Here is a 25,339-nt window from a genome sequence, read left to right as displayed (position 1 = left end):
AAAGAATTTTTGGAAGATTGGATTCTGAATCATTATAAGAATAGAACTTGGGCGGGAGAAACCTCCGTTCAACAGGCAGGAAATACGATCTCCGTGTTCGGCTGGGCTTTCCGGTTTCGAGACCAGGGCGGGGTGATTTTCGTGGATCTTCGGGATCGAACCGGAATCCTGCAGATCGTACTCCGAAAAGAGATCCTAAAAGATCATTTCCATCTTGCAGAAAAAATCCGATCCGAATATGTGATCGCGGTCCAGGGCACTCTGCGCAAACGGGATCCGGAAAGCGTGAACCCGAAAATGCAGACGGGAGAGATCGAGCTCGTCGCGGACAAACTGGAGATCCTGAACTCCGCAAAAACCCCTCCTTTTTCCTTGGACGAATTCGAGGAAACTTCGGAAGAACACAGGTTGAAATACAGATATCTGGATTTCAGAAGAGACGAGTTAAAGAATCGCATGGTAAAACGGCACGAGTTCGTCTTCGCCATCCGCAATTATCTGAATTCCAGAAAGTTTCTGGAGATAGAAACTCCGATCCTGAATAAGTCCACGCCGGAAGGCGCGCGGGATTTTCTCGTCCCTTCCAGATTGAATCCGAATTCCTTTTACGCTCTTCCCCAATCCCCACAGATATTTAAGCAAATTTTAATGGTCGGCGGCGTGGAGAGATATTTCCAGGTCGTAAAATGCTTTCGCGACGAGGATTTGCGCGCGGATCGACAACCGGAATTCACCCAATTGGATATGGAATTTTCCTTCGTTTCCCAGGAGGAGATCCTGGCGGAGATCGAGGGATTGTTCTCCAAAGTGATGAAGGACGTTTTTTCCCTGGAATTGAAGACTCCTTTTCCTAGAATGCAATACCGACAAGCGATGGAGGAATACGGATCGGACAAACCGGATCTCCGTTTCGGAATGAAGTTGGTCGACGTTTCCGAAATCGTTAAGAACAGCGATTTCCAGGTGTTTACGGTGGCCGTTGCGACTCACGGTGTCGTCAAGGCGATCTGCGTTCCGGGAGGTTCCGTGATTTCCCGGAAGGAGATCGAGGATCTGACCGCTTGGCTAAACAGGGATTACAAGGCCAAAGGCCTCGCTTACATGAAACACGGTCCGAACGGCTTGGAATCCACGATCACGAAACGTTTTAGCCCGGAGACCTTGGCAAAGATCTCGGAAGCCGTCGGTTCCAAAGAGGGGGATATGATCTTTTTCGGAGCGGACGAAAGGCAGATCGTAAACCATTCCCTAGGCGCTCTCCGCCTGAAACTTTCGGAAAGGTTTGACAAACCTACGGAAGGGCACTTCCATATTTCGTGGATCGTGGATTTTCCGATGTTCGAATGGAATAAGGACGCCAATCGTTGGGACTCCTTACACCATCCGTTCACTTCTCCGAACGATTCGAGCTTGGAGATCTTTTCCTCCGACGAAAAACTCCGGGACGGAGCGGGACAGGCTCTTGCCAAGGCTTACGATCTTGTCCTGAACGGGGTGGAGATCGGCGGCGGATCCATTCGTATCCATTCCAGAGAGTTGCAGAATCGGGTATTTTCGGCGCTTGGAATCGGAGAGGAAGAGGCAAAGGAAAAATTCGGATTCCTGCTCGAAGCGTTGGAATACGGGGCTCCTCCACACGGAGGAATCGCTTTCGGCGTAGATAGAATTCTGATGCTGATGACCGAAGGGAAATCGATTCGCGACGTGATCGCGTTTCCGAAAACGCAAAAGGGAATCTGCCTCATGAGTGAGTGTCCGTCAGAAGTCGAAGAAAAGCAACTCCAAGAGCTGAAACTCAGATTGGTGAAGGTATAAAGTCCATTAAGAAAGAGCAATTTATTTTCGAGAGTCAGGATCTCTATCGCAAGATCTGCGGGATCAACGATAGCGGCGTGAAAATCCTGGAAAAGCAATTGGAAATCGACCTGATTCCGAGAGGAAACGGATTCCAGTTGGAAGGGAGCGCGCCCAAGGTGGAGTTCGCCTTGGATTTCTTCCGCTTGTTGGAGGCGAATTATCGGGATCGGCCGGACCGGGAGTTCACCGATTCCTTCGATTTTGCGTATCTTTTAAAGCAGGTCACCAGGGAAAAAAGGAAGGAGGAAAGAAAGGGAGAGGCGGAACCTTTCAAACCCTCCGAAAAGATCCTCACCACCTATCGAGGAAAGCATCTTTATCCGAGGACCAAGAACCAGGATAAGTACATCCAATCTTTCTTGGACAATCTGATCACTTTCGGAATCGGTCCGGCAGGTACGGGAAAGACCTTTCTATCCGTGGCCATGGCTTGCCGGTTTCTTCAAAACGGGCTGATCGAAAAAATCGTCCTGACACGGCCCGCTGTGGAAGCGGGAGAGAACCTGGGATTTTTACCCGGGGATTTGAACCAAAAAGTGGACCCCTACCTTCGCCCGGTCTACGACGCGTTGAACGAATGTATCGGATTCGAAAAGACGCAGGAATACATCTCCCTCACGAAGATCGAAATCGCCCCCGTGGCTTTCATGAGAGGACGGACACTTTCCAAAAGTTTCATCATTTTGGACGAGGCCCAGAACTGCACCCTTTCTCAATTGAAGATGATTATGACTCGTTTGGGGCGGAATTCCAGGATGTGCATATCGGGGGACGTCACCCAGATCGATTTGGAACACGGAAGATCGGGTTTTGACCGTGTCGTAAATTTATTTAGGAACACGGAAAGTATTGGTCAGGTATTTTTCGGTAAGGAAGATATTACCAGACATCCTTTGGTGGAGACCATCGTAAGGAAGTTCGAAGAGTTGTAAAGACATGGTTCCCTTCAGTTCGACCCTGGAAAATGGAATGGCTTGGATCACGGATACCCTGACCAAGATACGTCCGATCTCTTTCGTAAGAAAATTCCAGGTAACCTTAACGGTGATCACTCTTCTCGTGGTGACGTGGATGTTGGCCATGCCCTTTTTCGGACAGGATAAGATCGATTTGTCTCCGGACGGACCTTATTCGGAGGGAAAAACCGCCATGGATAAGGTGGTCTCCACGAAAGAGATCCTGTACGAGGACGAGGAAAAGACCAAAGCCAAACGTTTGAAGGCTTTCCAATCCGCTCCGAATTTTTTCGACCGGGATTTTGCCGTTCTTACGGAGACGATCCGGCCCGCTATCCAAGAGGATATGGAGAATTATAGGATCTTCAAGCCCGCGGAAGGCAAGGGGGCTCAGGAAATTCTAAACGTAGTTCCCAGGTGGAAAAACAGATCCAAGGAGGAACTCGAAACCTTACTGAAGGTACCGAGTAAAACGAGAGTCAGGGACCTGGTGCTGCAATATAGTAACCTGGTCTTTTCCAATTTTTGCGTTTTGAGGGATGCCCCTCCCGAATATTCTTCCGTAAGAACGGTGGAAGCTAGAGTTCGGAATTCCGGCAACTCCGGGACGAGCAGTAACAAAGAGCAGGTTTCCTCTCTCGAAGGAAACCGAGTGATCCCTCGAACCTACCTCTACCGAGACGACGCGACGGTAACCGCATTGAATGGGCTGGCTTCGGAGAAGTTGCAGGCCATAGATCCGATCCTTCTCGGGGTCATACAAAGGCTTTCTCTCACCTATATCTACTCGAATCCGGCCTGCGTTTTCAATGCCCAAGAGACGGATGCGCAAAAAAAATTCGCTATGGATCGGACCGAGCCGGTTAACAGTAGAATCAACGCGGGAGAAATCATCGTCCGCGCGGGAGAAATCATCACGCCGGATATCTATCGGAAACTATCCGTCGTAAACAAATACGCTACACGCGCGAATATTGCGTCCATACTTTCCATTTTATTGATACAGTCCATCTTCGTGATCATCGTTTACGCTTTTCTGAAAAAATACAATCCCAAGCGATTGAACGACGTTTCCAGTAACGTGATCGTTTTTACTTTGATCTGGTCCTTGGTTCTCTGGGCCTACGTCGCTTCCAAGGCTTTTTATAATTTCGAGAACAGCTACGATTCCGTCTTTTATTTCGCGTTAGTCGTTCCTGTAGGAATGGTCTGTCTCATCCTATCCATGGTTTACGACGAACAGTTGTCCATAGCGATCGGTTTCTTTCTTTCCTTCTTCATTTTTGCGGCGTCCAGATACAATCCCACTTCCTTTATCCTAGCCTTCGTGATGACGGTAGTCACCGCGACCTACGGAAGAAAAATGCGGAAGCGAATCGATTTCATCAAAGCCGGGTTTTATATGGCGCTGGTGCAGATGCTGATTTCCTCCTCCGGTTATCTTTTCGATTCTAGGAATTATTGGGTAGCGGTACCGTCGGGTTCCTATCTACGGGATTTATGGGAATCGAATATATTCAAATTGTATCTGCTCTGTCTCGTTAACGGATTCGTATGTTCCACCCTGACCCAACTGTTATTACCGATTTACGAATACGTGTTCAATATTCCTACGCGATTCAAGCTGATGGAACTTGCGGACACAGGGCACCCGCTTTTGCAGGATTTGTTGACTAAGGCACCTTCCACCTACACCCATACGTTTCTCGTCGCGGCCATGTCGGAAAGGGCGGCCCAAAATCTGGAATTGGATTGGCTCTTGACCAGAGTAGGCGTGTATTTTCACGATATAGGTAAGATTCCGAATGCCGGATTTTTCGTGGAAAACCAACACTTGATCCCTAAGAAAGAGAACATAGACAAGAACAATCCGGCTCTTGCTGCCAAGATCGTGATCGATCACGTTTTGGACGGGATAGAGATGGCAAAGAGGGCCCGTCTTCCCAGAGAGGTGATAGACTTTATTCCGGAACATCACGGCACTTCCACGATGGCCTTCTTTTATCATAAGGCATTATCCGAATTATCTCCTTCTCAGAAAAAGAAATTGAGAAAGGAGGATTTTCAGTATCCGGGACCGAAACCTCAAAGAAAGGAAACCGCGATCGTCATGATCGCGGATAGCCTGGAGGCAGCCAGCCGTTCTCTGGAGGAGGTCACTCCAGAATCCCTGGAAAATCTGATCACCAAGATCGTGAACAGCAAATTGGCGGAAAACCAATTGGACGAATGCGGTCTGACCCTGGGAGATCTGGAGGTGGTAAAATCCTCGTTTAAGGAAGTGCTCTTGTCCAGCCTGCATTCCAGACCGAAATATCCGAAGCCGGAGGAAACCAAGGCTCTGGAAGAAAAGAACCGGAACGCCATTCTCAGGGGCGGAAGAAAAGCCTCTTAGGTGCGGACTTGATCGATTTCTGTCCGGATATTTCCGTCGACGACTTGCCCGAGTGGCTGATGGAAAGGAACGTACTTCCTAGGATGGAATCCCTTTTGAAGTTCTCTTTTCCGCGGAACGATTGCCATCTTTCCGTTTTGCTGGTCGACGATTCCTCGATCCGAGAAATCAACCGTGTGCGTAGGAATAAGGATAAAGCCACGGACGTACTTTCCTTTCCTTTATCCTTTGACCTTCATCCCTGGGATCTGCCTCCGAAAAAAGAGTCTTCATTCGGGCCGATCTTGCCCCTAGGCGAGATCGTGATTTCTTGGGAAACCTGTAAGGAGCAAGCGAAGCAGATCGGTCATTCGGACGAAGAGGAATTCTTCCGATTGTTCGTGCACGGGTTCCTGCATCTGATCGGTTACGATCATGAAAGGGGATTCGAGGACGAGGCGTTGATGCGAAGGATGGAGGATCTATGTCTGGATCTCATTCTTCTTTAAGAAAAACGAAAGGGATCGTGATGGAAAGTCGGATTCTGCCGGAGGGGGACGCGTTCCTTCGTCTGCTTCCGGAAGAAGGGGAAGTCGCGAGTTTTCGGGTAAAGGGAATCAAAAAAAGCAAGACTCGTCCGATCGCGGCGGCTGAGCCCGGTTCTTTGGTTTCCCTCGATTACTATCGGACCCAAGGAAGAGAGACTTACAATGTAAAGGAGATCGGATTACTGGATCGGTTCGAGACTGCCAAAAACGGATACGCCGGAATCGTGCTCGTTTCCTATCTCGTGGAACTCGTCTCTTCCTTTTTGACCGAAGGGGGAGCGCATCCCCAGGAATATAGGCTGCTGCACGCCGCACTTCAGGAATTGGATGCGGACGGATTCAGCCCCCTATTTTTGCCCTTCTTCAAGTTGAAACTTCTCTATACGGGGGGATTTCTCTCGAAAGAAATTTCCTGTTCCGTATGCGGTAAAGAACTGGGGGAAATGAGCTCCTGCAGCCTGGAAGACGAACATTTCGAAACGATCTGCGGAGACTGCAGGACTCCGCATCCGGATCGGATCGGACTGGTCCGATTCGTTTACGATTGCCTGAAAAGAAAATACCGGGATCTGAAAGAGGAAAAGATTTCCCTTGAACTCCTTAAGGAAGCGGATAGGCTGAGCAATCGGGCGCTAAAACCTTTGCTCGGACGAAGACTGAAATCCGAATCGATGTTGTACGATTCTCTGGAGGAAAGATTTGGATAAGATTTTTAAAACCTGTTTCGCCGTCTTATACGCGGTCTCACTTCTGTTCCTGATCGTACTGGATATCCGCTGGGGAAAGAAAGACGCCCTTCCCAAACCTACCTTCGGACCCGAAGGAAAGTCCTGCGTAACTCTTGAATGTATCCTTAGGGAAAAGAATATGGTCTTCGGGTCCTTGGATCGGAGTTGGAAATTGATTTCCTCCAAACGGTTGTATCCCGACTGGGACAGGACCCCCTCCAAAAAATAGGAATTGAATATCTTAGAATGAAAGAAACGGAAACCGTTAAGAAAACCGTACTCTCCGCGCTGAACGAAGCCGTTTTACACTATTGCAAAACGGAAGCTCCTCATCTGGATCCGAAGGATCTGAAAATTCGTATAGAGTATTCCAGAGAGGAATCCTTCGGAGACTATTCCACTTCTTTCCCTTTAGAGAATTCCAAACTATTAGGCCGAAAACCCTTGGAAACCGCAGCCATCCTCGTGAAGTTTTTGGAAAGTAAATCGGAACTCTTCGAAAAAGTGGATTTTACCCCGCCGGGGTTCGTCAATTTTCGGATGGCTCCTTCTTTTCTCGTCCTGTTTTTGGAATCCTGGATCGAGTCGAAACTTTCCTATCCTCAGGTTTCCGAACCCAAAAAAATCAGTTTGGAATTCGTCAGCGCCAACCCCACCGGACCTTTGAACATCGTTTCGGCACGAGCTGCGGCGACCGGGGACGCTTTGGCGAATTTGATGAAGGCGGTCGGCCACCGTGTGGAAAAGGAATTTTACGTAAACGACTACGGCAACCAGGTTTTCCTACTCGGGGTTTCCACTTTGGTGAGGATCCGGGAAAGTTTGGGAGAAGTAGGTTCCGTCCAGGAATCCGATGACGGACGTTCCTTGGAGGAATTACTTCAGAAAAACGTAATTCCTTCGGAAGGATACCGGGGGGATTATCTTAAGGAAATCGCAAAGTCATTGTTAACCGATCCTGCGAGAGGGGGTGAGATCCGGACCCTCCTGACCGACGGTAGTTACTGGACTCTCGCCGAAAAATGCGCACGTTGGGCGGTGGAATCGAATCTGATCTGGCAGAGAAAGGACCTGGACCTGTTCGGAGTGGAGTTCGATCGTTTTTTCTCCGAAACTACGCTTCACGATTCGGGAAAAGTCCTAGGAGTACTCGAGAATCTGAAGAATTCCGGAAAGATCTTCGAAGAGGAGAGCAAACAGGTCTTCCGTTCCACGGACTATGGAGACGACAAGGACAGGGTAGTGGTTCGGGACGACGGACGCCCCACTTATCTTTTGGCCGATATCGCTTATCATTTGGATAAGGTGGAAAGAAAGTACGATAAGATCATAGACATTTGGGGGCCCGACCACCACGGGTACATCGCGAGATTGGCGGGAGCGGTGCAGGCGCTGGGATATCCTAAGGAAAATTTCCAGGTGATCATCGCGCAGCAGGTAAACCTACTCATGGCCGGTCAAAAGATGAAGATGAGCAAGCGTGCCGGAGAATTCCAGACAATGGAGGATCTACTCGGGTATTTAGGAAAACATGCCCGCGACGTGGCACGTTATTTTTTCGTAATGCGATCCTTGGATTCTCCTTTGGACTTCGATTTGGATCTGGCCAAGGACGAGTCTGACAAAAATCCGGTATTCTATCTTCAGTATGCTCACGCTAGGATCTGCTCCATCTTTCGCGAAGTAGGGACCCACTCCGACGCGGCCGCGCTGCGCGATTTGGAAATGACCGAGGAACGAAAGCGCCTTCTTTTTTGGGCGGCGCGTTTTCCGGAGGAGGTTCTGGACGCCGCGAACAGCTTGGAACCGCATCGGCTTACGAATTATCTTCAAAACCTGGCAAGATCCTTCACCCAGTTTTACATCGCTAAAAACAACAGACTCAAGGATTCGGAAGAGTCTTTACGGACAGGCTTGGCGCGGATCTGTATCTTCGCGCAAAAGGCACTCTCTTCCGGTTTGGGTCTATTGGGTGTGACGGCCCCGGATCGTCTGGAAAAGGAAGCATGAAATCCCCTAGATTCGTAGTCGTCTCCACAGGTTCGGAACTGACGGCGGGTAGGAGTCAGGATACGAATTCCTCCTGGATCGCAAACGAGTTGTTCGGACTCGGATTTTCCGTGGAAAAATTCCTGGTACTTCCGGATTCGCCCGAGCGGATCGCGAGCGAGTTGCGCTCTCTTGCGAAAGAAGGGGACCAAGAAAATCCTCTCGTCGTCATTATGACCGGAGGATTGGGTCCCACTGAAGACGATTACACATTGCAAGTGGTCTGCGAATTAACGGACTCTTCCCCCGTAGAAGATCCGACGGCGTTGGACAGATTGAAGGCAATCTATAGACTGCGGGGAAGATTGTTCGAAGAAAATCTAAAAACCGCGATCCGGCAGGTTTCGATTCCGTCCAAATCCGAGGTTCTTCCGAATAGTGTGGGCATTGCTCCCGGATTTTGGGTGGAACTTTCTCCGGGTAGCCATCTCGGTTGTATGCCCGGAGTTCCGAAAGAAATGACCGCCATGTTCTCCTCTCATCTCGCTCCGGTATTGAAACAGATGTTTCGACCGGGAGAACTACATTCGGATTTTCTTTTCGTTTGGGGAATGAGCGAGTCCACGTTTCAGCAGGAATTTATACAAGGGATCCCCGCTTTGCAGGAAGGAAAAGCGATTTGGGGAGTGGCTGCGAAAAGAGGATTTTTAAGAGTCACGTACCAATCTGCAAAGCCTGAAGTCGTTTCGGAACTGATTCGGGCCACGCGAGAAAAATACGGGGAAATCTGCACAGGAGACGTGTTCGAAGAACTACCGAAACTGCTTTTGGAAAGAAAACTCACCGTAGGAACTGCGGAAAGTTGCACGGGCGGATTGACTGCGAAACTGTTTACGGACAGACCTGGATCTTCGGAATACTTTTTAGGAGCGATCGTCTCTTACGCGAACGAAGTGAAGGTAAGACAACTAGGAGTCCGGAAAAACACTTTGGATACGTACGGAGCCGTGAGCCGCGAAGCGGCGGAAGAGATGGCGGATGGCGCGGCGAAGGCGTTGGAAACGGATCTTGCAATCAGTATCACTGGGATCGCCGGTCCTGGCGGCGGAACTCCTACGAAGAAGGTCGGAACCGTATTCATCGGAATCCATGTCCGAGGAAAAAGCACGATCGTACACGAATTGTATTTTCCTTTTAAACGGGATTTGTTCCGGGACGCGACGGCGACGACATCTCTGTATTTACTATATAACAGATTGAGGAACGACGCATGATCCCGCAGATCTTCGGCTTGTCTTTGGTTTTCTTTCTCGGATTTTATTTTTTTCTCGGGAACCCTTATGCGGCGGCGAGAGGGTTGCAAAAGAATTGGGCTTGGAACAAGGAAGCGAAGCTGGGAATGTTTTCGGATCCCCGTTTTCCTTTTGAACCGGAAAAAAAACTAAACGGCTATAAAACGAAAACCGAATACGTTCGGATTCCGGACGGAACGGAAATCCCGATAAACGATACGGACAGAATCGAATATCCTCTTTCCTCCAAAGGCTACTGGGCATATAAGAAAATCGGATCCACGGCGGAATTCTTTTCGGAATCCGGCGAACGTCTTTGGACCAAAGAATATAGAAGCTACCCTAGAACTCATCCGAATGGAAATTTGATTCTCTTTCTTTCGGGAGACAACAATCAGGTTTTGATCGCTGATATTAATGGAAACGAAGCTGGCGCCAAAAAACTGGACGGACGGTTTTTGACGGATATTTCCTTTGCCGCGAACGGGGAAAGCTCGGTTCTTTTTTCAGGAGGGGAACTCTTCCTGTTAGGCGGAAAAGGCGAATTGCTATTCAAGGATTCCGTGGAGGAAAAAGAGCCGGTGTTTGCAAAGAGCCTGGCGATCTCCGCAAACGGAAATGTATTGGCCGTTCATTTTCTGAAGGGAAACCGCGACAGTATCCGCATCTACGACCGGAGCGGAAAGAAAAAGGAGGAATGGAATCTGAACCGGGTCTATCCTCACAAATTGGTTCTTGCCGTATCTCCCGAGGGGGAGGTTCTGGCCGGCTTACCGGAAGCGCTGGTGCTTTTTTCCCGAAACGGAAAACCCATCCTGGAGAAAAAACGATCCAAGGCGAATTCGGTATACCAAACCGTCTTTCATTCCGGGGCTTGGTTCGCGGGCGAAGCGGAAGGAGTCCTATATTTTATGGACGAAAAAGGAAATCTGTTAAAGGAAGACCGGATCCGATCCGCGGACAAACCTTTGCGTTTCTTTTCCGCGGAGGAACCCCGCTCTGCTTTTCTGGAAAGCGGAAAGGAGATCCTGCTATATCGGGAATGGACCCGTTAGGTTTCTTCTCAAACTTCGTATATGGACAGGGATTTGTATCCCTTGTTCGTTTGTTTGTCTAACAGGGCTATGATTTCGGTCTTTCTTTCTTTCGCAATATTGAAGATCAATTGGTCGGAAATTTCCCGACAGATGTAAAGACCCCTTCCGTGGGAATCCGCAAGTCCTGCAGGCAACCCGCTGGTATCCTCCACGGTAATATGTCTATCCAGACGCTTTAGGATTTCCTTTTTGTTCAAGGAACCGAAGTGATCTCGGACTACGATGATGTAGGAATTCTCCGCGATTCCGTAACCGATCTCGAAGTAATCCGTTTCTGCCAATTGTATGTTCTCCAGAGGAACGAGCAGATCCCGGGAAGGCAATTCGAACTGGTATTTGGAGTTCCCCTTAGAATCTCTCGGGGCTCGTATCATCGCGTTGGAAGTCAGTTCCTCCAGAATCTGATGAACCGCGTTGGGAGCTCCTTTTTCGATCAAATACTTGGCGATCCGGTTGCAGAAATAATTTCTTTCCTCATCCGAATTCACTTTTTGAAACACCACACCGTCTTCCGGGGGAAGGGCGAACCCGTCCTGTTCTTGCTCGAGCAGGATAAACTCCGGGCCGAAGTACTTTTCCACTCCGAATATGTCCTTACTTAGGAGTTTGCGTACCATTACGGAAATCAGATTGATGTCCAAAAAGGAATATTTCGGGATGATATTCCAGATATTGTGTTCGTACGCGAATTTGATATAGTCGTTTATGTTGTAGGCCGTCATGAGAGAATACAGTACGTTCGGATGATCCTTCTGGATGGTCTTGATCAGATCCAGACCGGATTTTCCCGGCATTCGTATATCGGTGATGACTAACTCTATCGGCTCCGAGGAAAGGATACGTACTGCCTCGTCGTAATTTTCCGCGTCGAAGACCTGGTAATCGCGGTTTAAAATATCCTTAATCGCTTCCCGTATGGAATGTATGTCTTCGACTACCAGTATTCTATGTTTGGACAATTTAATTTCCTCTGGGCTGTTCTAAGGGAAGAGAGACTCTGAATCTAGTCCTACGATTGTAGGAACGTACGGTCAATTCTCCGCTATGCTCTCTGACGATGGAATGGCAGATGGATAGTCCTAACCCGGTACCGATACCGGATTTGTTCTTGGTAAAGAAAGGGGAGAAGATCTTATCCAACATGCTTTCTGGAATTCCGCCGGCGGTGTCCTCCACGAATACGTGCAGCATATTCCTAGTCCGGCGGATCTCTACGCGGATTTTGCCCTCGCCGTAGTCGTACGCTTGGAGGGAATTCTTGAACAGGTTAATGAAAAGCCTTTCCATCTTGACCGGATTGAATTGAAAATAGGTGCCCGGCTCTCCCAAGATCTCCCATTCTACATTCTTGGATAGGACCGGATAAACCCAAATCACGGAATCCTTCGCTTTCAAAATCGTCTCGTAGATATCTGCGGAAGTTGTTACCAACTTGTCCGGTTTGGCGAAACTGATGATGTCCGCAACGATCATAGCGGCACGGGTCAAATCTTCCTTGATCATCTCCAATCGTTTCCGGAAGAAATCCGGATCCACGCTAGAGAGATTGTTCATTAAATTTTGGAGCGTCAGGCTCATACCGGTCAAGGGGTTGTTCAATTCGTGGGCTACACCCGAAATAAAGGTTCCGAGAGAGGCCAGATTCCGGATGCGTAGGTTTTCGTCCTCTTTTTCCTTGAGTCTGGTGATATTGCTGATTTTTTCCACCACCGAAACGACCTTTCCTTCTTTTTTGATGGGAAAGAAATCCAAATAAAGGGTTTCCTTTTGGTCGTTGATCACATGAAAGACTTCCCGTCCGATCGCGTTCCTTCCTTCGAATTCGCGGTTGAAGTCTGCCTCGTTTTCGTGATGTTCCTTCATGGGACAGAAAGGACAAATGCCGGACCGATTGTATAAGAGGGCATAGCATTTCCTTCCTAATACGGACGGGAAATCCGATTCGTCGGAGAACTCCAGCGTAGCGCGATTGACACGGCGAACCCGAAACCCGGGATCGATGAGAACCAGGGGTTCCGTAATTCCGTCTAGAATCGCTTGGAGTTCCTCCGCTCGGTCTTGGAGGTTTTCCATCAGGGATGACATCCGGTCAATATTCTAGGGATTCTTTAAAAGTTTGCAGTAATTTTTTTTGATTTTTCGCGGATTGTTGGTTTTGCATTTCCTGGATCCGAAGAACCTGAATGAAAAAATCCTCGATCAGTTTTAGGTAAAATTCCTTTTTGAATTCGGAACGTTCCCGGCTCACGCCTTCGTCCGGCAGATAATTCAAAGGATACTCCGCAGCCCTACCGTTTCGATCCGCATAAATCAGCAGGTCGTCCACATTATTGTCCAAAGGAGTATTGTCCGTCATTCGCACCAGAGTGGTGTCCTCTGTCGCATAATTTGCGGTCTTGATTTCGGACTCCACCTTGGACAGGGTGGAGCCGTTGAACTCCAAAAGAATGGATTTCTCCTCGGATCGTTCGATTCCTCCTGGGCTTCTGGACGGGGTCACGGAAAATTTCGTGATCTTGACCCCCTTTCGATTGGGGAAGGTCCCCACCCAGGAAACCACTGTACCTTGGGGAAGGCTTTCCATTCTTTCGAATTTCAGAAGTTCCCTTGCGACTCCTAAGCTTTCGTACGCTTTCAAAATTCTCTGGTTTAAGATCTGAGCGGTTCCTGAGGGAGACGAGGAAGTTCCCCCTTGGGATTGGGAAAGGATAGGGGAAAAAAAGAGGAGTAGAAAGAAGGACGACCAAAGGAGGAACTGTTCTGTTCTCCTTTGGCGGGTTCCCAAGGAGCGCTTACGGCTTGGGCTGTGCAGTCGGGGGAGTCGTGCTCTGGGGAGTCGGAACAGTGGGGGCATCGTTTCCTCCTTGTTTTTCCGGGACCGGAGCAGAGGCCTCAGGCACGACTTCCGGAACCGGAGTCGTATTGTATCCACTAGATTTTGCGAAAAGGAAAGAAAGAATCAGAGAAAGTGCCAAAAAAAGAAGGCCGGCAACCCGAGTCGTTTTGGTCAAAACATCCGCAGTGGAAGAACCGAATACGGATTGGCTGGCACCCCCGCCTAAAACGCCTCCCATACCTCCTTTTCCGGTCTGAATCATTACGAGCAAAATCAGAAAAAGGCTCACGAAAACGAATAGAACTAGAATCGTTCCGGTTATAAATCCCATGCTGAGAAACTTCCTAAGGTTTTTGGGTCGGTCCGAAGGTTCCGGACATACTTCTCATCCAAAGTACGGCGACTCCGCCTCCTGACAATTAAAAACCGTCCGAAAGAAGGGATTAAAAAAGTCCTAAATAACTTTCGAGCTTTTGGCTGGCGCCGCCCACCAACCCTCCGTCTATGTCCGGCTGGGAAAGCAGTTCCTTTACGTTGTCCGGTTTTACGGAGCCTCCGTATAGAATCGGAAGAGACGCTGCCACATCCTCTCCCGATTGAAAAAGCGCCGCTATTTCCTTTCTCAGGAAGGAATGCGCTTCCTGGGCTTGGACGGGGGTGGCGACTTTTCCCGTTCCGATCGCCCAAACGGGTTCGTAGGCAACCCAGATTTTGGGAAACAGTCCGCTCGTGATGTTTCCCAAACCTTCTCGGATCTGTGCGCCGAGTACCTGGAACGTCCGGCCTGCTTCTCTTTCAGAAAGGGTTTCTCCCACGCAATACACGACCGTAAAATCGTTCTCTGCCAAATAACGGACTTTCTGGTTGCAGAAAGAATTCGTTTCTCCTAGAAACTGGCGTCTCTCGGAATGTCCTACCAATGCGAACTTGACTCCGAATTCTTTCAGATGATCTGGGCTGGTTTCTCCGGTCATGGCGGTCAAGGAAGCAGGATAGATGTTCTGTGCCCCTACGTCGATTCCGCTTCCTTCCAGGATTTTAGCTACTGAGGCGAGATGAACGGCGGAAGGAAATACTAAGGCCCGCTTTTCTTTTCGGATGGCCGGAAGTTTCTCCCGGAGACCGTTTGCCAAGGCAAGGGCTTCCTTTTCCGAGAGGTTCATTTTCCAGTTCCCTGCGATGATTTTCGGGCGCATATTCTATTTCCTTCCTAATATTCTAGAGGTTCGCGGATTATTACTCCGGCTGTTTCAGAAGAGCCTGCACTCCCGGAAGTTTTTTTCCTTCCAGAAATTCCAAGGAGGCGCCTCCGCCTGTGGAAACGTGAGTGATCTTATCTTCCACTTTGGCTTTATTGATCGCTGCGATGGAATCTCCTCCTCCGACAACCGTTTTGGCCTTGGATTTCGAGACCGCCTTAGCGATCGCCATGGTTCCTTCCGCGAATTTGTCGAATTCGAAAACTCCCATAGGACCGTTCCAGACGATGGTAGAGGCGTTTTTGATTACTTTTTCGTAATTCGAAACCGTTTTGGGACCTATGTCCATTCCCATCCAGCCGTCCAGAATTCCCATCTTATCGACCGTCTTGGTTTTCGCCTTGGGGTCGAATTTGTCCGCGATGATATGATCCACAGGAAGTTGGAAATCCACTCCTGCAACCCCCGCGCGTTCGATCAGTTGGAATGCTTCCACTTCGAAATCCCTTTCCACCAGGGAGTTCCCTACCGGAATGGCTCTGGATTTCAGGAAGGTATAGGTCATTCCGCCTCCGATCAGGATATGATCCACCTTATCGATGAGGTTTTTGATCACGCTGATTTTGGAGGAAACTTTGGAACCGCCGATGATCGCTACGAAAGGCTTGGCAGGCCTAGAGAGAAGGCTGGAGAGTTCCGTGATTTCCTTGTACATCAAAAGTCCGGCAAAGGAAGGAAGCAGGTGAGCGATTCCTTCCGTAGAAGCGTGAGCCCTATGAGCGGCACCGAAGGCGTCGTTCACATAAACGTCCGCGAGTGAAGCCAATTTCTTGCAGAACCCTGCTTCGTTTTCCTCTTCTTCCTTATGAAACCGAAGATTTTCCAGAACGAGGATTTCCCCTTCCTTCAATTGTTTGGAGAGTTGGTTCGCTTGCTCGCCGACCACGTCTTTCGAGAAGAATACGGGAACGGAAACCAATCCTTGAAACACTTCGAATACCGGCTCCATGGAAAATTGAGGATCCGGTTTTCCTTTCGGACGACCTAAGTGGCTTCCGATGACGATCTTCGCGCCTTTCTTGATCAGAAGTTCTATGGTCGGAAGGGTTTTTTCGATCCTAGTCTTGTCGGTTACTTTGCCGTTTTCCAGAGGAACGTTAAAATCGACTCGGAGGAAGACGCGCTTCCCCCTTAGCTCTTCTTGCTCGAGTCTAGGTAATTGCATCTATCAGCCTTTTTTGACCATGTAGCGGATCAGGTCCAATACCCGGTTGGAATATCCCATCTCATTGTCGTACCAGGATACCAATTTAAAGAATCTGGAATTGAGTTCGATACTCGCATCGTGGTCGAAGACGGAAGACAGGGTGGAACTCAGGAAGTCGTTGGAAACGACCATCTCGTCGGTGTATCCCAGAATTCCTTTCATCGCTCCTTCGGAAGCTGCCTTGATCTTAGCGGAGATTTCCTTCAAGCTGGTTTCTTTGACCGTGCGAACCGTCAAGTCCACTACGGAAACGTCCGGAACCGGGATGCGGAAAGACATTCCGGTCAGTTTTCCGTTGACTTCCGGAATGCAAAGACCCACAGCCTTGGCGGCACCGGTGGAAGCAGGGATGATATTCTGCATTGCGCCCCGTCCTCCTCTCCAGTCTTTCTTAGAGGGACCGTCCACAGTGGGTTGGGTAGCGGTGGTGGCGTGAATGGTGGTCATGAGTCCTTCTTCCACTCCGAAATTGTCCAGTACGACTTTTACGATCGGAGCGAGACAGTTCGTGGTACAGGACGCGTTGGAAACCACATGATCTGCGGAAGGATTGTATTTTTCGTTATTCACTCCCATGACGAAGGTTGGAATGTCTTTGTCCTTGGCGGGGGCGGAGATCACCACTTTTTTGGCTCCCGCTTTCAGGTGCTTTTCCGCTCCCACTCTGTCCGTGAAAAGACCGGTGGATTCCACAACGTAATCCACTTTCAGGTCTTTCCAGGGGAGTTTTTCCGGATCCCTTTCGGAGACGCAGAGGATTTTCTTTCCGTCCACGATCAATTCTTTCTCGGTGTGCTCCACCGTTCCGTTGTAGCGACCGTGGGTAGAATCGTATTTTAAAAGATATGCCAGGTTATCCGGCGTTACGAGGTCGTTGATAGCTACGAATTCGAGATTCGGGTCTTTGATACCGGCGCGGAAGACCAGTCTTCCGATCCTTCCGAAACCGTTGATAGCGATTCTTGTCATGTTCTTCCCTTTTTTCCTTTGGCCTTTCTATGGAGTTGTGCGCGTTGAAAACCCGCTCAAGGAACATATTTTCAGGGTAAAACCTTCCTGAAAATCCGTTTTTTTAAGCCCGTAACGGCACAAAACCTCCATTTTACTTGAAATGGAGAGAGGGAAAAAGGAATTTCCCAAACTGTCATCCGCATGAAAATCTCGAGAATCCAGTTTCTATTTCTTGCGCTCGGTTTGGGGCTCGCCGCGTATTTTCTCAAGAACCTGATCGAATTTTACGGTTCTTTCTTACATTGGCCTGCGTATTTGAGTTTGGACGCGTCCCAATTGCGTGCGGAATCGGTTCTGATCCTCCGCGGAAAATTGCCCTACCTGGATTTCTATTCGTTCAATCTACCTGGGACGCATTGGACCAATCTGCTCCTGATGGCCGGATTCGGAACCGGAGATTTCGGGATCCGACTTTCCGAATTGGTCTGGATCCTCGCATGTGATGCGCTTCTGGTTTTGTATTTGTACCGGAATTTCGGAACCTTCTCCGCTTTTGCAGGCGGTCTTCTCTTTTTGACCCTTCCTGGAGAGGCGGCTCCGTACGGAAGTTTTCAGAGAGAAACGATTTTTCTCTTCCCTCTTTTGGTTTTTTGGAACATACTTTCTTTTCGTTCGGAAAAAGGAGCGGAGGAACGGAGGGCGCGACTGTTTCGTTTCGCTCCGGTCTATTCCGCTTTATTCGTCTTTTCCGTACTGATCAAACCTTTCTTCGGTTTATTTTTCGGGTTCGCACTTTTAGAGGAATCGTTCCGAATTTGGAAGGATTCCGATTCGCAGGAACGGTCCGTTTTTTTCCGTTTGAAAAAGAACGAGGTCCGATCCTTGTTCTTTTGCATTCCGGCAGGCTTCGCGGTTTTTTTGTTCTTATTTTGGCCGGCTGTCGTTTCCGGAAAACCGGAAGCGGTATTCGACGCGTTGTACTGGAACGTGCAATCCCACAATCGTTGGTGGGTTCTTCCCTCATGGAAATCCGCCATCTCTTCTTTGGCTTCTTTTTCTCCATCGGAATTTTTTCTTCCTCTGAGCAACGCTAGGGAAAAGAAATTCGGAGGTTATTTCGTATTCGTATTTCTAGCGTTTGTTTTGACGAAGAAATACAAAGAAGTTCCTTTCTCGATTTCTTTCTTAGCAGCGGGAATTCTTTGTTACTGGATCCAAAGAAGGGGATTTCACTATTATCTGATTCCTGCCTGGACGATCCTGCAGGTGATGGCTGCGATTTTGATCGGCTTCGGAGCGGAGACGACGGCTCGGCACCTGAAGATGGAAAGTCGGGATAGACCCCTCCAGACCCACGCCTGGATTTTACTTTTTCTCGCATTGCTGTACGCGTCTTTCCGAAGGCAGGAGATCACTTTGGGAATGTACCGGGCGAACGGTTTGGTCGGGCCCAAGTTAGCGCAAGGGTGGCAACCGTTCCGGCTCTACGAAGAGTTGGATCGGATCGTACCGGAATTGCGAAACACCCACGAAAAAATCTCGTACCTTTGTTTGGACAGCTCCACTTTCTCTCTGGCCGCAGTACTTCGATACGGCTTGGAGTTCGATTCCTTCTTTACCTTGGATTATGGTCTCTGGAGCGGTACTCCCGAGCAGGAATTTTTAAGAAAACGCCTGGGTTCGGAATGGGACCGGAGTCCCTTCGATCTCATCGTGGTTTCCAACGATCCGATCCAATGGAAAGAGGGGGAGAAAAAACGGAGATGGTCCTACCTAAAGGAACGGTTGGAAAAGGAATATGATTCCGTAGCTTCCTTCGAGGATATCACCGGTTCTCATTTCGAGATTTTTCGGAGAAAGGAATCGATCTAAAGCGCTTTTCCGATGAATTTCTCGAACGGAATCGGACCGAAGTCCCTGGAATCCAGGCAGTCATCCCGGTTGTCGCAGAGCAGGAAGAAATTTCGATCTTCCACCAACACGGAACCGAAATTGTCCCGGTTGGAATGGGAGGAAGGAAAAGGATTCCTAGAATCGGAATGAGAAATCTTGTAGGGGAGATTTCCTTCCGTCTCGGGAATATTATTTCGATATAATACTTTCTCCCTCATGGAAATCGTGTCTCCCGGCTTGCCTACGATCCGAGCCAAGACCACTTTTCCCGGTTGGGAAGGATGTTCCGCCAAAACCACGTCGCCCAAAAATAGGGAAGCGGGTCGGATCCAACGTAATACATAGATCCGCTTTCCTTTCGGCATCGCCGGATTCATCTCGGAGGTTTCCGGAGAATAGGGAAATAGAACCCAGGAACGGAGTAGGAGCGCGATCGTTATGCCTAACCCGAGTGAAATTCCGAACAGTTTTGCGAATCTCTTTTTGTCGAATTTCTTTTCCTTTTCGCCGAAACCTTTGTGAGCCGTGAACATCCTCCCCATCTTTCTTCCGCAGTCTCGACGGTCAAAAGGAATTTCGACTTGTGGGACGGTGTTGTGCGGGAGACCATGGAAGCGATTCGAAGGAAAGTAAGGGAGACCCAGATGGTAGATTTTGCCGGTCACGGAACTGTGCTCGAATATTTAGGAAAACGTCCTAAGATCCATGACAGCGTATTTTTAGCTCCGGGATCCCAGATCGTGGGCGATGTCACTATCGGAAAGGATTCCTCTATCTGGTTCCAGACTCTGGTACGCGGGGACGTGAATTACATACGTATCGGAGAGAACGTGAATATCCAGGACATGACTGTGATCCATGTTGCGAGAGACGTATATCCGGTGGAAATCGGAAACCACGTTTCCATCGGACACCGTGCCACCATTCACGGATGCATCTTACAGGATTATTCTTTCGTAGGAATGGGGGCGACCTTGATGGATGGAGTGGAATTGGGGGAATACGCCTTCGTTGCCGCCGGCGCCTTGGTCACTCCAGGGAAAAAAATTCCGCCGGGCGCGATGGTCATGGGTTCCCCCGGAAAAATCGTAAGAGACATTACGGATAAGGAGAGGGAAATCATCGTTCGTACTACGGGAAATTACGTTAAGTACAAAACGAACTATATGAACGACCCGTTCTATTCCCGGCCGAGCTACGAATGATGGAACCCGGACAAGTTCTTCCCGATCGGGGAACGTATTTGAGGGGAACTGGAGTCATAGGTTGGCCTTTAGCCTCCCTTCTGCTACTCTTAAAGTCTAGATTCGGAGGTTTTCGGGTCTTCGTGGAACCTTTCCGCCTGCAAAAGTCCGAAATTCCTCAGCTATTGTCCTTATCCGAAAAAGGCGCGGAGTTAGTGGACGATGGAGAAAACGGAGTCCGACAGTACTTCCCTCATTGGGTTTCCAAAAAAGAAGCCTTGGATTGCTCTCAAGTTCTCTGCGATTCTTCTCCGCCGGGAATCGCGGAGAAGCGGATCGGAGAATATGAAACTTCGGAGTACGGTCACATCCGTCTGTTTATCGCGCAGGGAAGCGAGCACAAATTCGGTCCCCAATTTCTGTATCCGGAAAGCGCTCCTCTGTTGGAGGGGAACCTTCCCAGATTTCTGCACGTTTCCACCTGTAATACTCATACGTTAGCCGGAATCCTGCGCCCTTTTTATGAAGAAAAGCCCTCCGAATTGCCCTCCATTCTGGAAGAGGCGGATTTTTTCGTGATCCGGAGGGACGCAGATATGGCAAAGAACGATCCCCACGTGACCGGGCCGCTTCTGGTTCTTCCAGAATCCGAATCAGGAACGCATCACGGAAGATTGTTAAACGAAGTTTACGAGCCCTTGGGATTCGGTTTGAAAATCAGTTCCTCTTCGATCACGATCAATTCTCCCTATATGCACTTGATCCGTTTTCGGATGAGGTTGAAAAAGGAAACCCGGCGGGAAAAGATTCTGCAAAGGATAGCGACCGATCCTTTTTTGTCCGTGACGGAACTGATTTCCACGAATTCGATTTTTTCTTCCGGACGGGATCGAGGTTTGTACGGTAGAATTTTTTCCCATGCGGTCTTTCCCACCAACGCGCTGGAAGTGCAAGGTAGGGAAGTTCGAGGGTATGCCGCGACTCCCGGAGACTCCAACGTTCACATCTCTACGTTGTATGCGGTATACAGAGGGCTCGGGTTTTCTTGGGGTTCGGAAACGGAGGCTTTTTTGTCCGCGATCGTTCTCCGGTCTGTTTGAGTTTGGGGTTCGTTTTCGATCGGAAGAAGGCCCGATCCACCAGAATGACGGAAAAAATCAGGAATCCCCTCTTTTTTTATTGAAAATATTTGATATATTGAAAAACCCTTCTAATATAGTAGCCAAGCAGAGAGCAATGTTTCAGAGGTAGGAAAAGGAAATGAAAGCAAATAATATCCTAGAGACAATAGGAAATACTCCTCATGTGAAGATCAATCGTCTCTTCGATTCCAAGCATAACGTTTATGTGAAATTAGAACGATCCAACCCAGGCGGTTCCATCAAGGATCGTATCGCTCTTTCCATGATCGAGGATGCGGAAAAAAGCGGTAAACTTACCAAAAATACAGTCATTATCGAGCCGACTTCCGGAAATACCGGAATCGGTCTGGCTCTCGTAGCTGCCGTAAAAGGATATAGATTGATTCTGGTCATGCCCGAGTCCATGAGTGTGGAAAGGCGCAGGATCATGGCTGCTTACGGCGCGGAATTCGACCTCACTCCCCGCGAAAAAGGGATGCCCGGTGCGATCGAAAGAGCAAAACAATTGGTATCCGAAAATCCGAATTCCTGGATGCCGCAACAGTTCGAAAACGAATCCAATATCAAAATCCACGTGGAAACGACCGCGGCGGAGATACTAAAGGATTTTCCGAACGGAGTGGACGCGGTGATCACCGGAGTCGGAACCGGAGGACACATTACCGGAGTCGCGCAAGTGCTGAAAGCGAAGTTTCCGAAAACGAAAGTCTTTGCAGTCGAACCGGAAGCTTCTCCCGTCATCTCCGGAGGAAAACCCGGACCGCATCCGATCCAAGGAATCGGAGCCGGATTCATTCCCAAGAACTTACACACTGATCTTTTAGACGGAGTCGTACAGGTTTCCAAAGACGAAGCCTTCGCTTTTGCTCTACGTGCCGCTAGGGAAGAAGGAATCTTTCTGGGAGTTTCTTCCGGAGCAGCTCTTGCCGCAGTTGCGAAAAAACTTCCGGAATTCCCCGAGGGAGCTACGATCCTTACTTTCAATTACGACACCGGAGAAAGATACCTTTCCATCGAAGGTTTGTTTCCCGTTCCCTCTAACGGTTAACAACGGTTGATACTCGCCGCTTTCTTTCGAAAGCGGCTCGCCCTAAAAAAGAACCCTACAAAATCCCGGCTTTCGCCGGGTTCTTTTCCGGAAATAGTTTTATATAAAACAAATTCTTCTTTCCGTTTGATTTCCAACCGACGGAAATATTAAAAAATTCTTGTGTAATTCCTTCGTCCTTTCCCATTTGATTCCAGAACTCTTTCGCTTAGTAAGAGAATACATTCGGGATTAATAACCATGTTCGATCGTTTTCGCGTTTTAAGAGAAATTTCGGAATTGGATCCGGAAAAGGACTGTCACAAGATCGCTTTTCTTTCCGGTAGTTACGATTTCCCGCAAGACGTGGAGATCTCCTTGGGTCTGGCTTTCTTTCGCACGTATGCGATTCCTTCTATCGCCAAGATTCTGGACGCCACAAAGCAGTTCGAAAATTTCGGGCAGAAGAGATACGACGATACCACTCTGATCCTAGGGGAATTTCTGGAAAACGGGTTGGATAGCGACAGTGGAAAACGTGCCATCGACAGATTGAACGAGATTCATAAACGATACGGAATCAAGAACGAGGATTTTCTCTATACCCTTACTACGTTCATTTTCGAACCGGCTCGCTGGAATGATCGCTTCGGATGGAGAAAATCCTCTCCTAAGGAAAAGCTTGCGAATTTCCATCTCTGGAGACAGATCGGAGAAAGAATGAACATCAAGAATCTTCCCCGCACGTACGAGGAAATGGAAAAGTTCAATCGGAATTTCGAAAAGGATCGTTTCCAAAAGACTCCGGAAGGAATGCGATTGGGTGCGGCCACCATTCGTATCGCGGTGGGTAGGCTACCGAATCTTCCCGGAGTCCATTATTTGGTTTCCCAAGCCCTGTTTTCCTTGATGGATCCTCCTTTGCGTACCTCGATGGGGTTTTCCGATCCGAATCCCGTTTTGAGATTTCTTACGATAGCGACCTTTAAAATACGCGCGTTTTTGCTTAAGTTTCTGTGGCCTCCGCGAAAGAAACCTTTCTACGTGACGAAGAGAAAGAGCCCGAGTTATCCTGACGGATATTTGATTGAAAACCTGGGTCCGAGGTAAATAGTACAAGCGGGCCGGAGGTTTTCCGACTCATTCCTTTCAATGACCAAACTTCTCGTAGTCGAATCTCCCGCCAAGGCCCGAACCTTGTCCTCGTATCTCGGATCCGATTTTATCGTGCTCGCAACCTTCGGGCATCTCGTGGACCTCCCTCACGATCGGCTCGGGATCGACCTCGGCTCGGATTTTCTGCCGGAATATGAGCTTTTGCCCGGAAAGAAAAAGGTATTGGCTCCGATTCTGAAAGCCGCGAAACAGGCGGAGCACATCTTCATAGGAACGGATCCGGACCGCGAAGGGGAATTTATCGGTTCGGTGCTATGGGAAAGGATCGGTAAAAAATCCGCACTTCGTCGGGTCCGATTCCGGGAAATCAGCAAGAGCGCCGTCTTATCCGCATTAGGCGAACCTACGGATCTGGACTTGGATCTGGTGGAATCGCAAGTGGCGCGCAGGATTCTGGATCGACTGATCGGATATAGAATCAGTCCGTTCTTATGGAAGGCGTATACTTCCGGAACTTCGGCGGGAAGGGTACAGTCCGTAGCGTTGAAATGGATCTGCGAGAGGGAAGAGGAGATCCGTTCCTTCGTGCCAGAGGATTCTTGGGAAGTCAACTCTAAGGTTCGCTTCGGAACGGAAAAGGACGAATTCGTTCTGTTTCGGAGAAAAGAAGGCGCATTTTCCGAGGAGGGGCCTGCGGCTTCTCTGGCTGCTCTTCTTTCGGAGTCCGGAGCTAGATTGAGAGTCACGGAGAGAAAGGAGAAAAAAGGAGAAACATTGCCTCCTCCTCCATACACCACTGCGAGCCTGCAACAGGACGCTTTCCGAATGTACAAATTTCCGGCTGCTAAGACTTCGAAGCTCGCGCAGTTGCTGTACGAAGGAGTGGATTTGGGAAGGGGGAAGCGCCAAGGATTAATCACGTACATGCGGACGGATTCGGTGCGGATTTCGACGAACTCCAAAATCGAACTGAGAAAACAAGCGGCTCTTTCCTACGGGAAGGAATCCGTGGCGGAGGGAACGGATTCCCATCGAAAATCCAAGGGAAAAGCAAAGGCCCAGGATGCGCATGAAGCGATTCGTCCCGTGGATCCTTCCCTGACTTCCGAGGAAATCTTCTTTCTTTCGGACAAGGCCTTGAGTAAGGACGCGAAAAAACTCTACGAACTGATTTGGAAGCGGGCTGTCGCGTCTCAGATGAAACCGGAAAGATGGAATCAGCTTCGATTTTCGGCGGAGGCAGGGGGAGAAATTTGGCAGGCGGAAATCAAACGAACGGAGTTTCCCGGTTATCGGGTCGTATATGGAGGAAGAGCGGAAAAAAAACCGGAATGGAAGATCGGGGAATCCCTCCTTCCCGAAACCTGGAAGGTGGAAAAAAAGACTACGGAACCTTCTCCTAGATATACGGAAGCCACGCTCGTGGGTAGATTGGAAAAGGAAGGGATAGGAAGACCTTCCACGTTCGCAAATATATTAGAAACTCTTTATAAAAGAAAATATACGATCTCGGATAAGGCCGGCATTTTATCCACGAACCTGGGCGAAAGGGTAAATTCCATTCTGCAGGAAGTCTTTCCCGATCTATTCCGGGAAGGATTCACTTCCGAAATGGAGTCGGAGTTGGATCGGATCGCGGAAGGATCCGTTTCCCGCTCCGAGGTACTGAAGCGTTTTTATTCCAAACTGGAGTCCACACTCAAACGGACCGACTCCAAATCCGTCTCCAAGGAACGGAAAACCGTTCCGAAAACGGTACTAGGTTACGGAACTTGTCCGGTATGCGGAAAGGGAGTCAGAGTGAGAAAAAGATCCTCCAGAAAAAAAGAATATTATGTGTGTTCCCGTTTTCCGGAATGCGACTATGCGGAATATTTATAAGT

The 25,339-nt window shown here is 49.0% G+C and carries 23 protein-coding genes; 15 read left to right on the top strand and 8 right to left on the bottom strand.

Annotation, left to right across the window (positions count from 1 at the left end; all coding sequences use genetic code 11):
- Positions 1 to 9: 9 nt before the first annotated feature.
- The 9 genes from aspS to EHO60_RS11190 all read left to right on the top strand — a co-directional run bounded on the left by aspS (position 10) and on the right by EHO60_RS11190 (position 10,799).
- Positions 10 to 1,815: an aspartate--tRNA ligase gene (gene aspS, locus EHO60_RS11230; protein ID WP_135768289.1), complete on the top strand. Its 1,806-nt coding sequence runs from the start codon at positions 10 to 12 to the stop codon at positions 1,813 to 1,815.
- A gap of 5 nt (positions 1,816 to 1,820) precedes the next feature.
- Positions 1,821 to 2,789 carry a PhoH family protein gene (locus EHO60_RS11225; RefSeq protein WP_135768457.1) on the top strand — a complete coding sequence of 323 codons (969 nt, stop codon included), beginning with the start codon at positions 1,821 to 1,823 and terminating at the stop codon, positions 2,787 to 2,789.
- Positions 2,790 to 2,793: 4 nt separating this feature from the next.
- Positions 2,794 to 5,208: an HD family phosphohydrolase gene (locus EHO60_RS11220; protein ID WP_135768288.1), complete on the top strand. Its 2,415-nt coding sequence runs from the start codon at positions 2,794 to 2,796 to the stop codon at positions 5,206 to 5,208.
- An 83-nt stretch (positions 5,209 to 5,291) separates the two neighbouring features.
- Positions 5,292 to 5,696, top strand: a complete 405-nt coding sequence (gene ybeY / locus EHO60_RS11215) for an rRNA maturation RNase YbeY (protein ID WP_210409365.1) — start codon at positions 5,292 to 5,294, stop codon at positions 5,694 to 5,696.
- Positions 5,672 to 6,442 (top strand): DNA repair protein RecO, encoded by a 771-nt coding sequence (gene recO, locus EHO60_RS11210; protein WP_135768287.1) that lies wholly within the window; start codon positions 5,672 to 5,674, stop codon positions 6,440 to 6,442. Before ybeY ends, recO begins: the two co-directional genes overlap by 25 nt.
- Complete coding sequence (locus tag EHO60_RS11205; RefSeq protein ID WP_135768286.1) at positions 6,435 to 6,692, top strand: hypothetical protein; 258 nt, start codon at positions 6,435 to 6,437, stop codon at positions 6,690 to 6,692. Before recO ends, EHO60_RS11205 begins: the two co-directional genes overlap by 8 nt.
- Before the next feature lie 17 nt (positions 6,693 to 6,709).
- Positions 6,710 to 8,473, top strand: coding sequence for an arginine--tRNA ligase (gene argS / locus EHO60_RS11200; protein WP_135768285.1), 1,764 nt, complete (start codon positions 6,710 to 6,712; stop codon positions 8,471 to 8,473).
- Positions 8,470 to 9,726, top strand: coding sequence for a nicotinamide-nucleotide amidohydrolase family protein (locus EHO60_RS11195; RefSeq protein WP_135768284.1), 1,257 nt, complete (start codon positions 8,470 to 8,472; stop codon positions 9,724 to 9,726). The genes argS and EHO60_RS11195 overlap by 4 nt, the downstream gene beginning before the upstream one ends.
- A complete protein-coding gene (locus tag EHO60_RS11190; protein ID WP_135768283.1) occupies positions 9,723 to 10,799 on the top strand; it encodes a hypothetical protein in 1,077 nt (358 codons plus the stop codon). Before EHO60_RS11195 ends, EHO60_RS11190 begins: the two co-directional genes overlap by 4 nt.
- 8 nt (positions 10,800 to 10,807) lie before the next feature.
- Here EHO60_RS11190 and EHO60_RS11185 read toward each other — a convergent pair whose 3' ends face one another.
- From EHO60_RS11185 to gap, 7 genes are all read right to left on the bottom strand, one after another.
- On the bottom strand, positions 10,808 to 11,800 hold the full coding sequence (locus EHO60_RS11185; RefSeq protein ID WP_135768282.1) for a response regulator transcription factor: 993 nt from the start codon (positions 11,798 to 11,800) through the stop codon (positions 10,808 to 10,810).
- 1 nt (position 11,801) lies between these two features.
- On the bottom strand, positions 11,802 to 12,926 hold the full coding sequence (locus EHO60_RS11180) for an LIC_12097 family sensor histidine kinase (RefSeq protein ID WP_135768281.1): 1,125 nt from the start codon (positions 12,924 to 12,926) through the stop codon (positions 11,802 to 11,804).
- A gap of 4 nt (positions 12,927 to 12,930) precedes the next feature.
- Positions 12,931 to 13,695: an endostatin-like outer membrane lipoprotein LenA gene (gene lenA / locus EHO60_RS11175; RefSeq protein WP_246028276.1), complete on the bottom strand. Its 765-nt coding sequence runs from the start codon at positions 13,693 to 13,695 to the stop codon at positions 12,931 to 12,933.
- Entirely contained in the window at positions 13,634 to 14,008 is a 375-nt protein-coding gene (secG, locus tag EHO60_RS11170; RefSeq protein ID WP_135768280.1) for a preprotein translocase subunit SecG, read from the bottom strand. The genes lenA and secG overlap by 62 nt, the downstream gene beginning before the upstream one ends.
- Positions 14,009 to 14,120: 112 nt before the next feature.
- Positions 14,121 to 14,873, bottom strand: a complete 753-nt coding sequence (gene tpiA / locus EHO60_RS11165) for a triose-phosphate isomerase (RefSeq protein ID WP_135768279.1) — start codon at positions 14,871 to 14,873, stop codon at positions 14,121 to 14,123.
- Positions 14,874 to 14,913: 40 nt separating this feature from the next.
- A complete protein-coding gene (locus tag EHO60_RS11160) occupies positions 14,914 to 16,101 on the bottom strand; it encodes a phosphoglycerate kinase (RefSeq protein ID WP_135768278.1) in 1,188 nt (395 codons plus the stop codon).
- Between the two features lie 3 nt (positions 16,102 to 16,104).
- Positions 16,105 to 17,112, bottom strand: coding sequence for a type I glyceraldehyde-3-phosphate dehydrogenase (gene gap / locus EHO60_RS11155; RefSeq protein ID WP_135768277.1), 1,008 nt, complete (start codon positions 17,110 to 17,112; stop codon positions 16,105 to 16,107).
- A gap of 183 nt (positions 17,113 to 17,295) precedes the next feature.
- Between gap and EHO60_RS11150 the strand changes: the two genes are divergently transcribed.
- Complete coding sequence (locus EHO60_RS11150; protein ID WP_135768276.1) at positions 17,296 to 18,966, top strand: dolichyl-phosphate-mannose--protein mannosyltransferase; 1,671 nt, start codon at positions 17,296 to 17,298, stop codon at positions 18,964 to 18,966.
- On the opposite strand, the gene lepB is transcribed toward EHO60_RS11150, so the two are convergent.
- Positions 18,963 to 19,520 carry a signal peptidase I gene (gene lepB, locus EHO60_RS11145; RefSeq protein WP_135768454.1) on the bottom strand — a complete coding sequence of 186 codons (558 nt, stop codon included), beginning with the start codon at positions 19,518 to 19,520 and terminating at the stop codon, positions 18,963 to 18,965. The genes EHO60_RS11150 and lepB overlap by 4 nt on opposite strands.
- 111 nt (positions 19,521 to 19,631) lie before the next feature.
- Here lepB and EHO60_RS11140 point away from each other — a divergent pair, with 111 nt between their 5' ends.
- From EHO60_RS11140 to topA, 5 genes are all read left to right on the top strand, one after another.
- Positions 19,632 to 20,192: a gamma carbonic anhydrase family protein gene (locus EHO60_RS11140; RefSeq protein ID WP_135768453.1), complete on the top strand. Its 561-nt coding sequence runs from the start codon at positions 19,632 to 19,634 to the stop codon at positions 20,190 to 20,192.
- A complete protein-coding gene (locus tag EHO60_RS11135; RefSeq protein ID WP_135768452.1) occupies positions 20,192 to 21,271 on the top strand; it encodes a hypothetical protein in 1,080 nt (359 codons plus the stop codon). Before EHO60_RS11140 ends, EHO60_RS11135 begins: the two co-directional genes overlap by 1 nt.
- Positions 21,272 to 21,431: 160 nt before the next feature.
- Positions 21,432 to 22,361, top strand: a complete 930-nt coding sequence (gene cysK, locus EHO60_RS11130) for a cysteine synthase A (protein ID WP_135768275.1) — start codon at positions 21,432 to 21,434, stop codon at positions 22,359 to 22,361.
- A 240-nt stretch (positions 22,362 to 22,601) separates the two neighbouring features.
- A complete protein-coding gene (locus tag EHO60_RS11125; protein WP_135768274.1) occupies positions 22,602 to 23,450 on the top strand; it encodes an oxygenase MpaB family protein in 849 nt (282 codons plus the stop codon).
- A gap of 42 nt (positions 23,451 to 23,492) precedes the next feature.
- Entirely contained in the window at positions 23,493 to 25,337 is a 1,845-nt protein-coding gene (topA, locus tag EHO60_RS11120) for a type I DNA topoisomerase (protein WP_135768273.1), read from the top strand.
- Positions 25,338 to 25,339: the final 2 nt, after the last annotated feature.

The sequence above is a fragment of the Leptospira fletcheri genome, assembly GCF_004769195.1.
Lineage (GTDB): Bacteria > Spirochaetota > Leptospiria > Leptospirales > Leptospiraceae > Leptospira_B > Leptospira_B fletcheri.
The sequence above is the reverse complement of the archived record's forward strand: the minus strand, read 5'-3'. Positions and strand labels throughout refer to the sequence as shown.

Bases quoted from the DNA above. Each gene is read 5' to 3' on its own strand.
- EHO60_RS11220 (WP_135768288.1), top strand. From the start codon at position 2,794: ATGGTTCCCTTCAGTTCGACCCTGGAAAATGGAATGGCTTGGATCACG.
- ybeY (WP_210409365.1), top strand. From the start codon at position 5,292: ATGGAATCCCTTTTGAAGTTCTCTTTTCCGCGGAACGATTGCCATCTT.
- recO (WP_135768287.1), top strand. From the start codon at position 5,672: ATGTCTGGATCTCATTCTTCTTTAAGAAAAACGAAAGGGATCGTGATG.
- argS (WP_135768285.1), top strand. From the start codon at position 6,710: ATGAAAGAAACGGAAACCGTTAAGAAAACCGTACTCTCCGCGCTGAAC.
- EHO60_RS11195 (WP_135768284.1), top strand. From the start codon at position 8,470: ATGAAATCCCCTAGATTCGTAGTCGTCTCCACAGGTTCGGAACTGACG.
- EHO60_RS11190 (WP_135768283.1), top strand. From the start codon at position 9,723: ATGATCCCGCAGATCTTCGGCTTGTCTTTGGTTTTCTTTCTCGGATTT.
- EHO60_RS11180 (WP_135768281.1), bottom strand. From the start codon at position 12,926: ATGTCATCCCTGATGGAAAACCTCCAAGACCGAGCGGAGGAACTCCAA.
- lenA (WP_246028276.1), bottom strand. From the start codon at position 13,695: ATGCCCCCACTGTTCCGACTCCCCAGAGCACGACTCCCCCGACTGCAC.
- secG (WP_135768280.1), bottom strand. From the start codon at position 14,008: ATGGGATTTATAACCGGAACGATTCTAGTTCTATTCGTTTTCGTGAGC.
- tpiA (WP_135768279.1), bottom strand. From the start codon at position 14,873: ATGCGCCCGAAAATCATCGCAGGGAACTGGAAAATGAACCTCTCGGAA.
- EHO60_RS11160 (WP_135768278.1), bottom strand. From the start codon at position 16,101: ATGCAATTACCTAGACTCGAGCAAGAAGAGCTAAGGGGGAAGCGCGTC.
- gap (WP_135768277.1), bottom strand. From the start codon at position 17,112: ATGACAAGAATCGCTATCAACGGTTTCGGAAGGATCGGAAGACTGGTC.
- EHO60_RS11150 (WP_135768276.1), top strand. From the start codon at position 17,296: ATGAAAATCTCGAGAATCCAGTTTCTATTTCTTGCGCTCGGTTTGGGG.
- lepB (WP_135768454.1), bottom strand. From the start codon at position 19,520: ATGTTCACGGCTCACAAAGGTTTCGGCGAAAAGGAAAAGAAATTCGAC.
- EHO60_RS11140 (WP_135768453.1), top strand. From the start codon at position 19,632: ATGGTAGATTTTGCCGGTCACGGAACTGTGCTCGAATATTTAGGAAAA.
- EHO60_RS11135 (WP_135768452.1), top strand. From the start codon at position 20,192: ATGGAACCCGGACAAGTTCTTCCCGATCGGGGAACGTATTTGAGGGGA.
- cysK (WP_135768275.1), top strand. From the start codon at position 21,432: ATGAAAGCAAATAATATCCTAGAGACAATAGGAAATACTCCTCATGTG.
- EHO60_RS11125 (WP_135768274.1), top strand. From the start codon at position 22,602: ATGTTCGATCGTTTTCGCGTTTTAAGAGAAATTTCGGAATTGGATCCG.
- topA (WP_135768273.1), top strand. From the start codon at position 23,493: ATGACCAAACTTCTCGTAGTCGAATCTCCCGCCAAGGCCCGAACCTTG.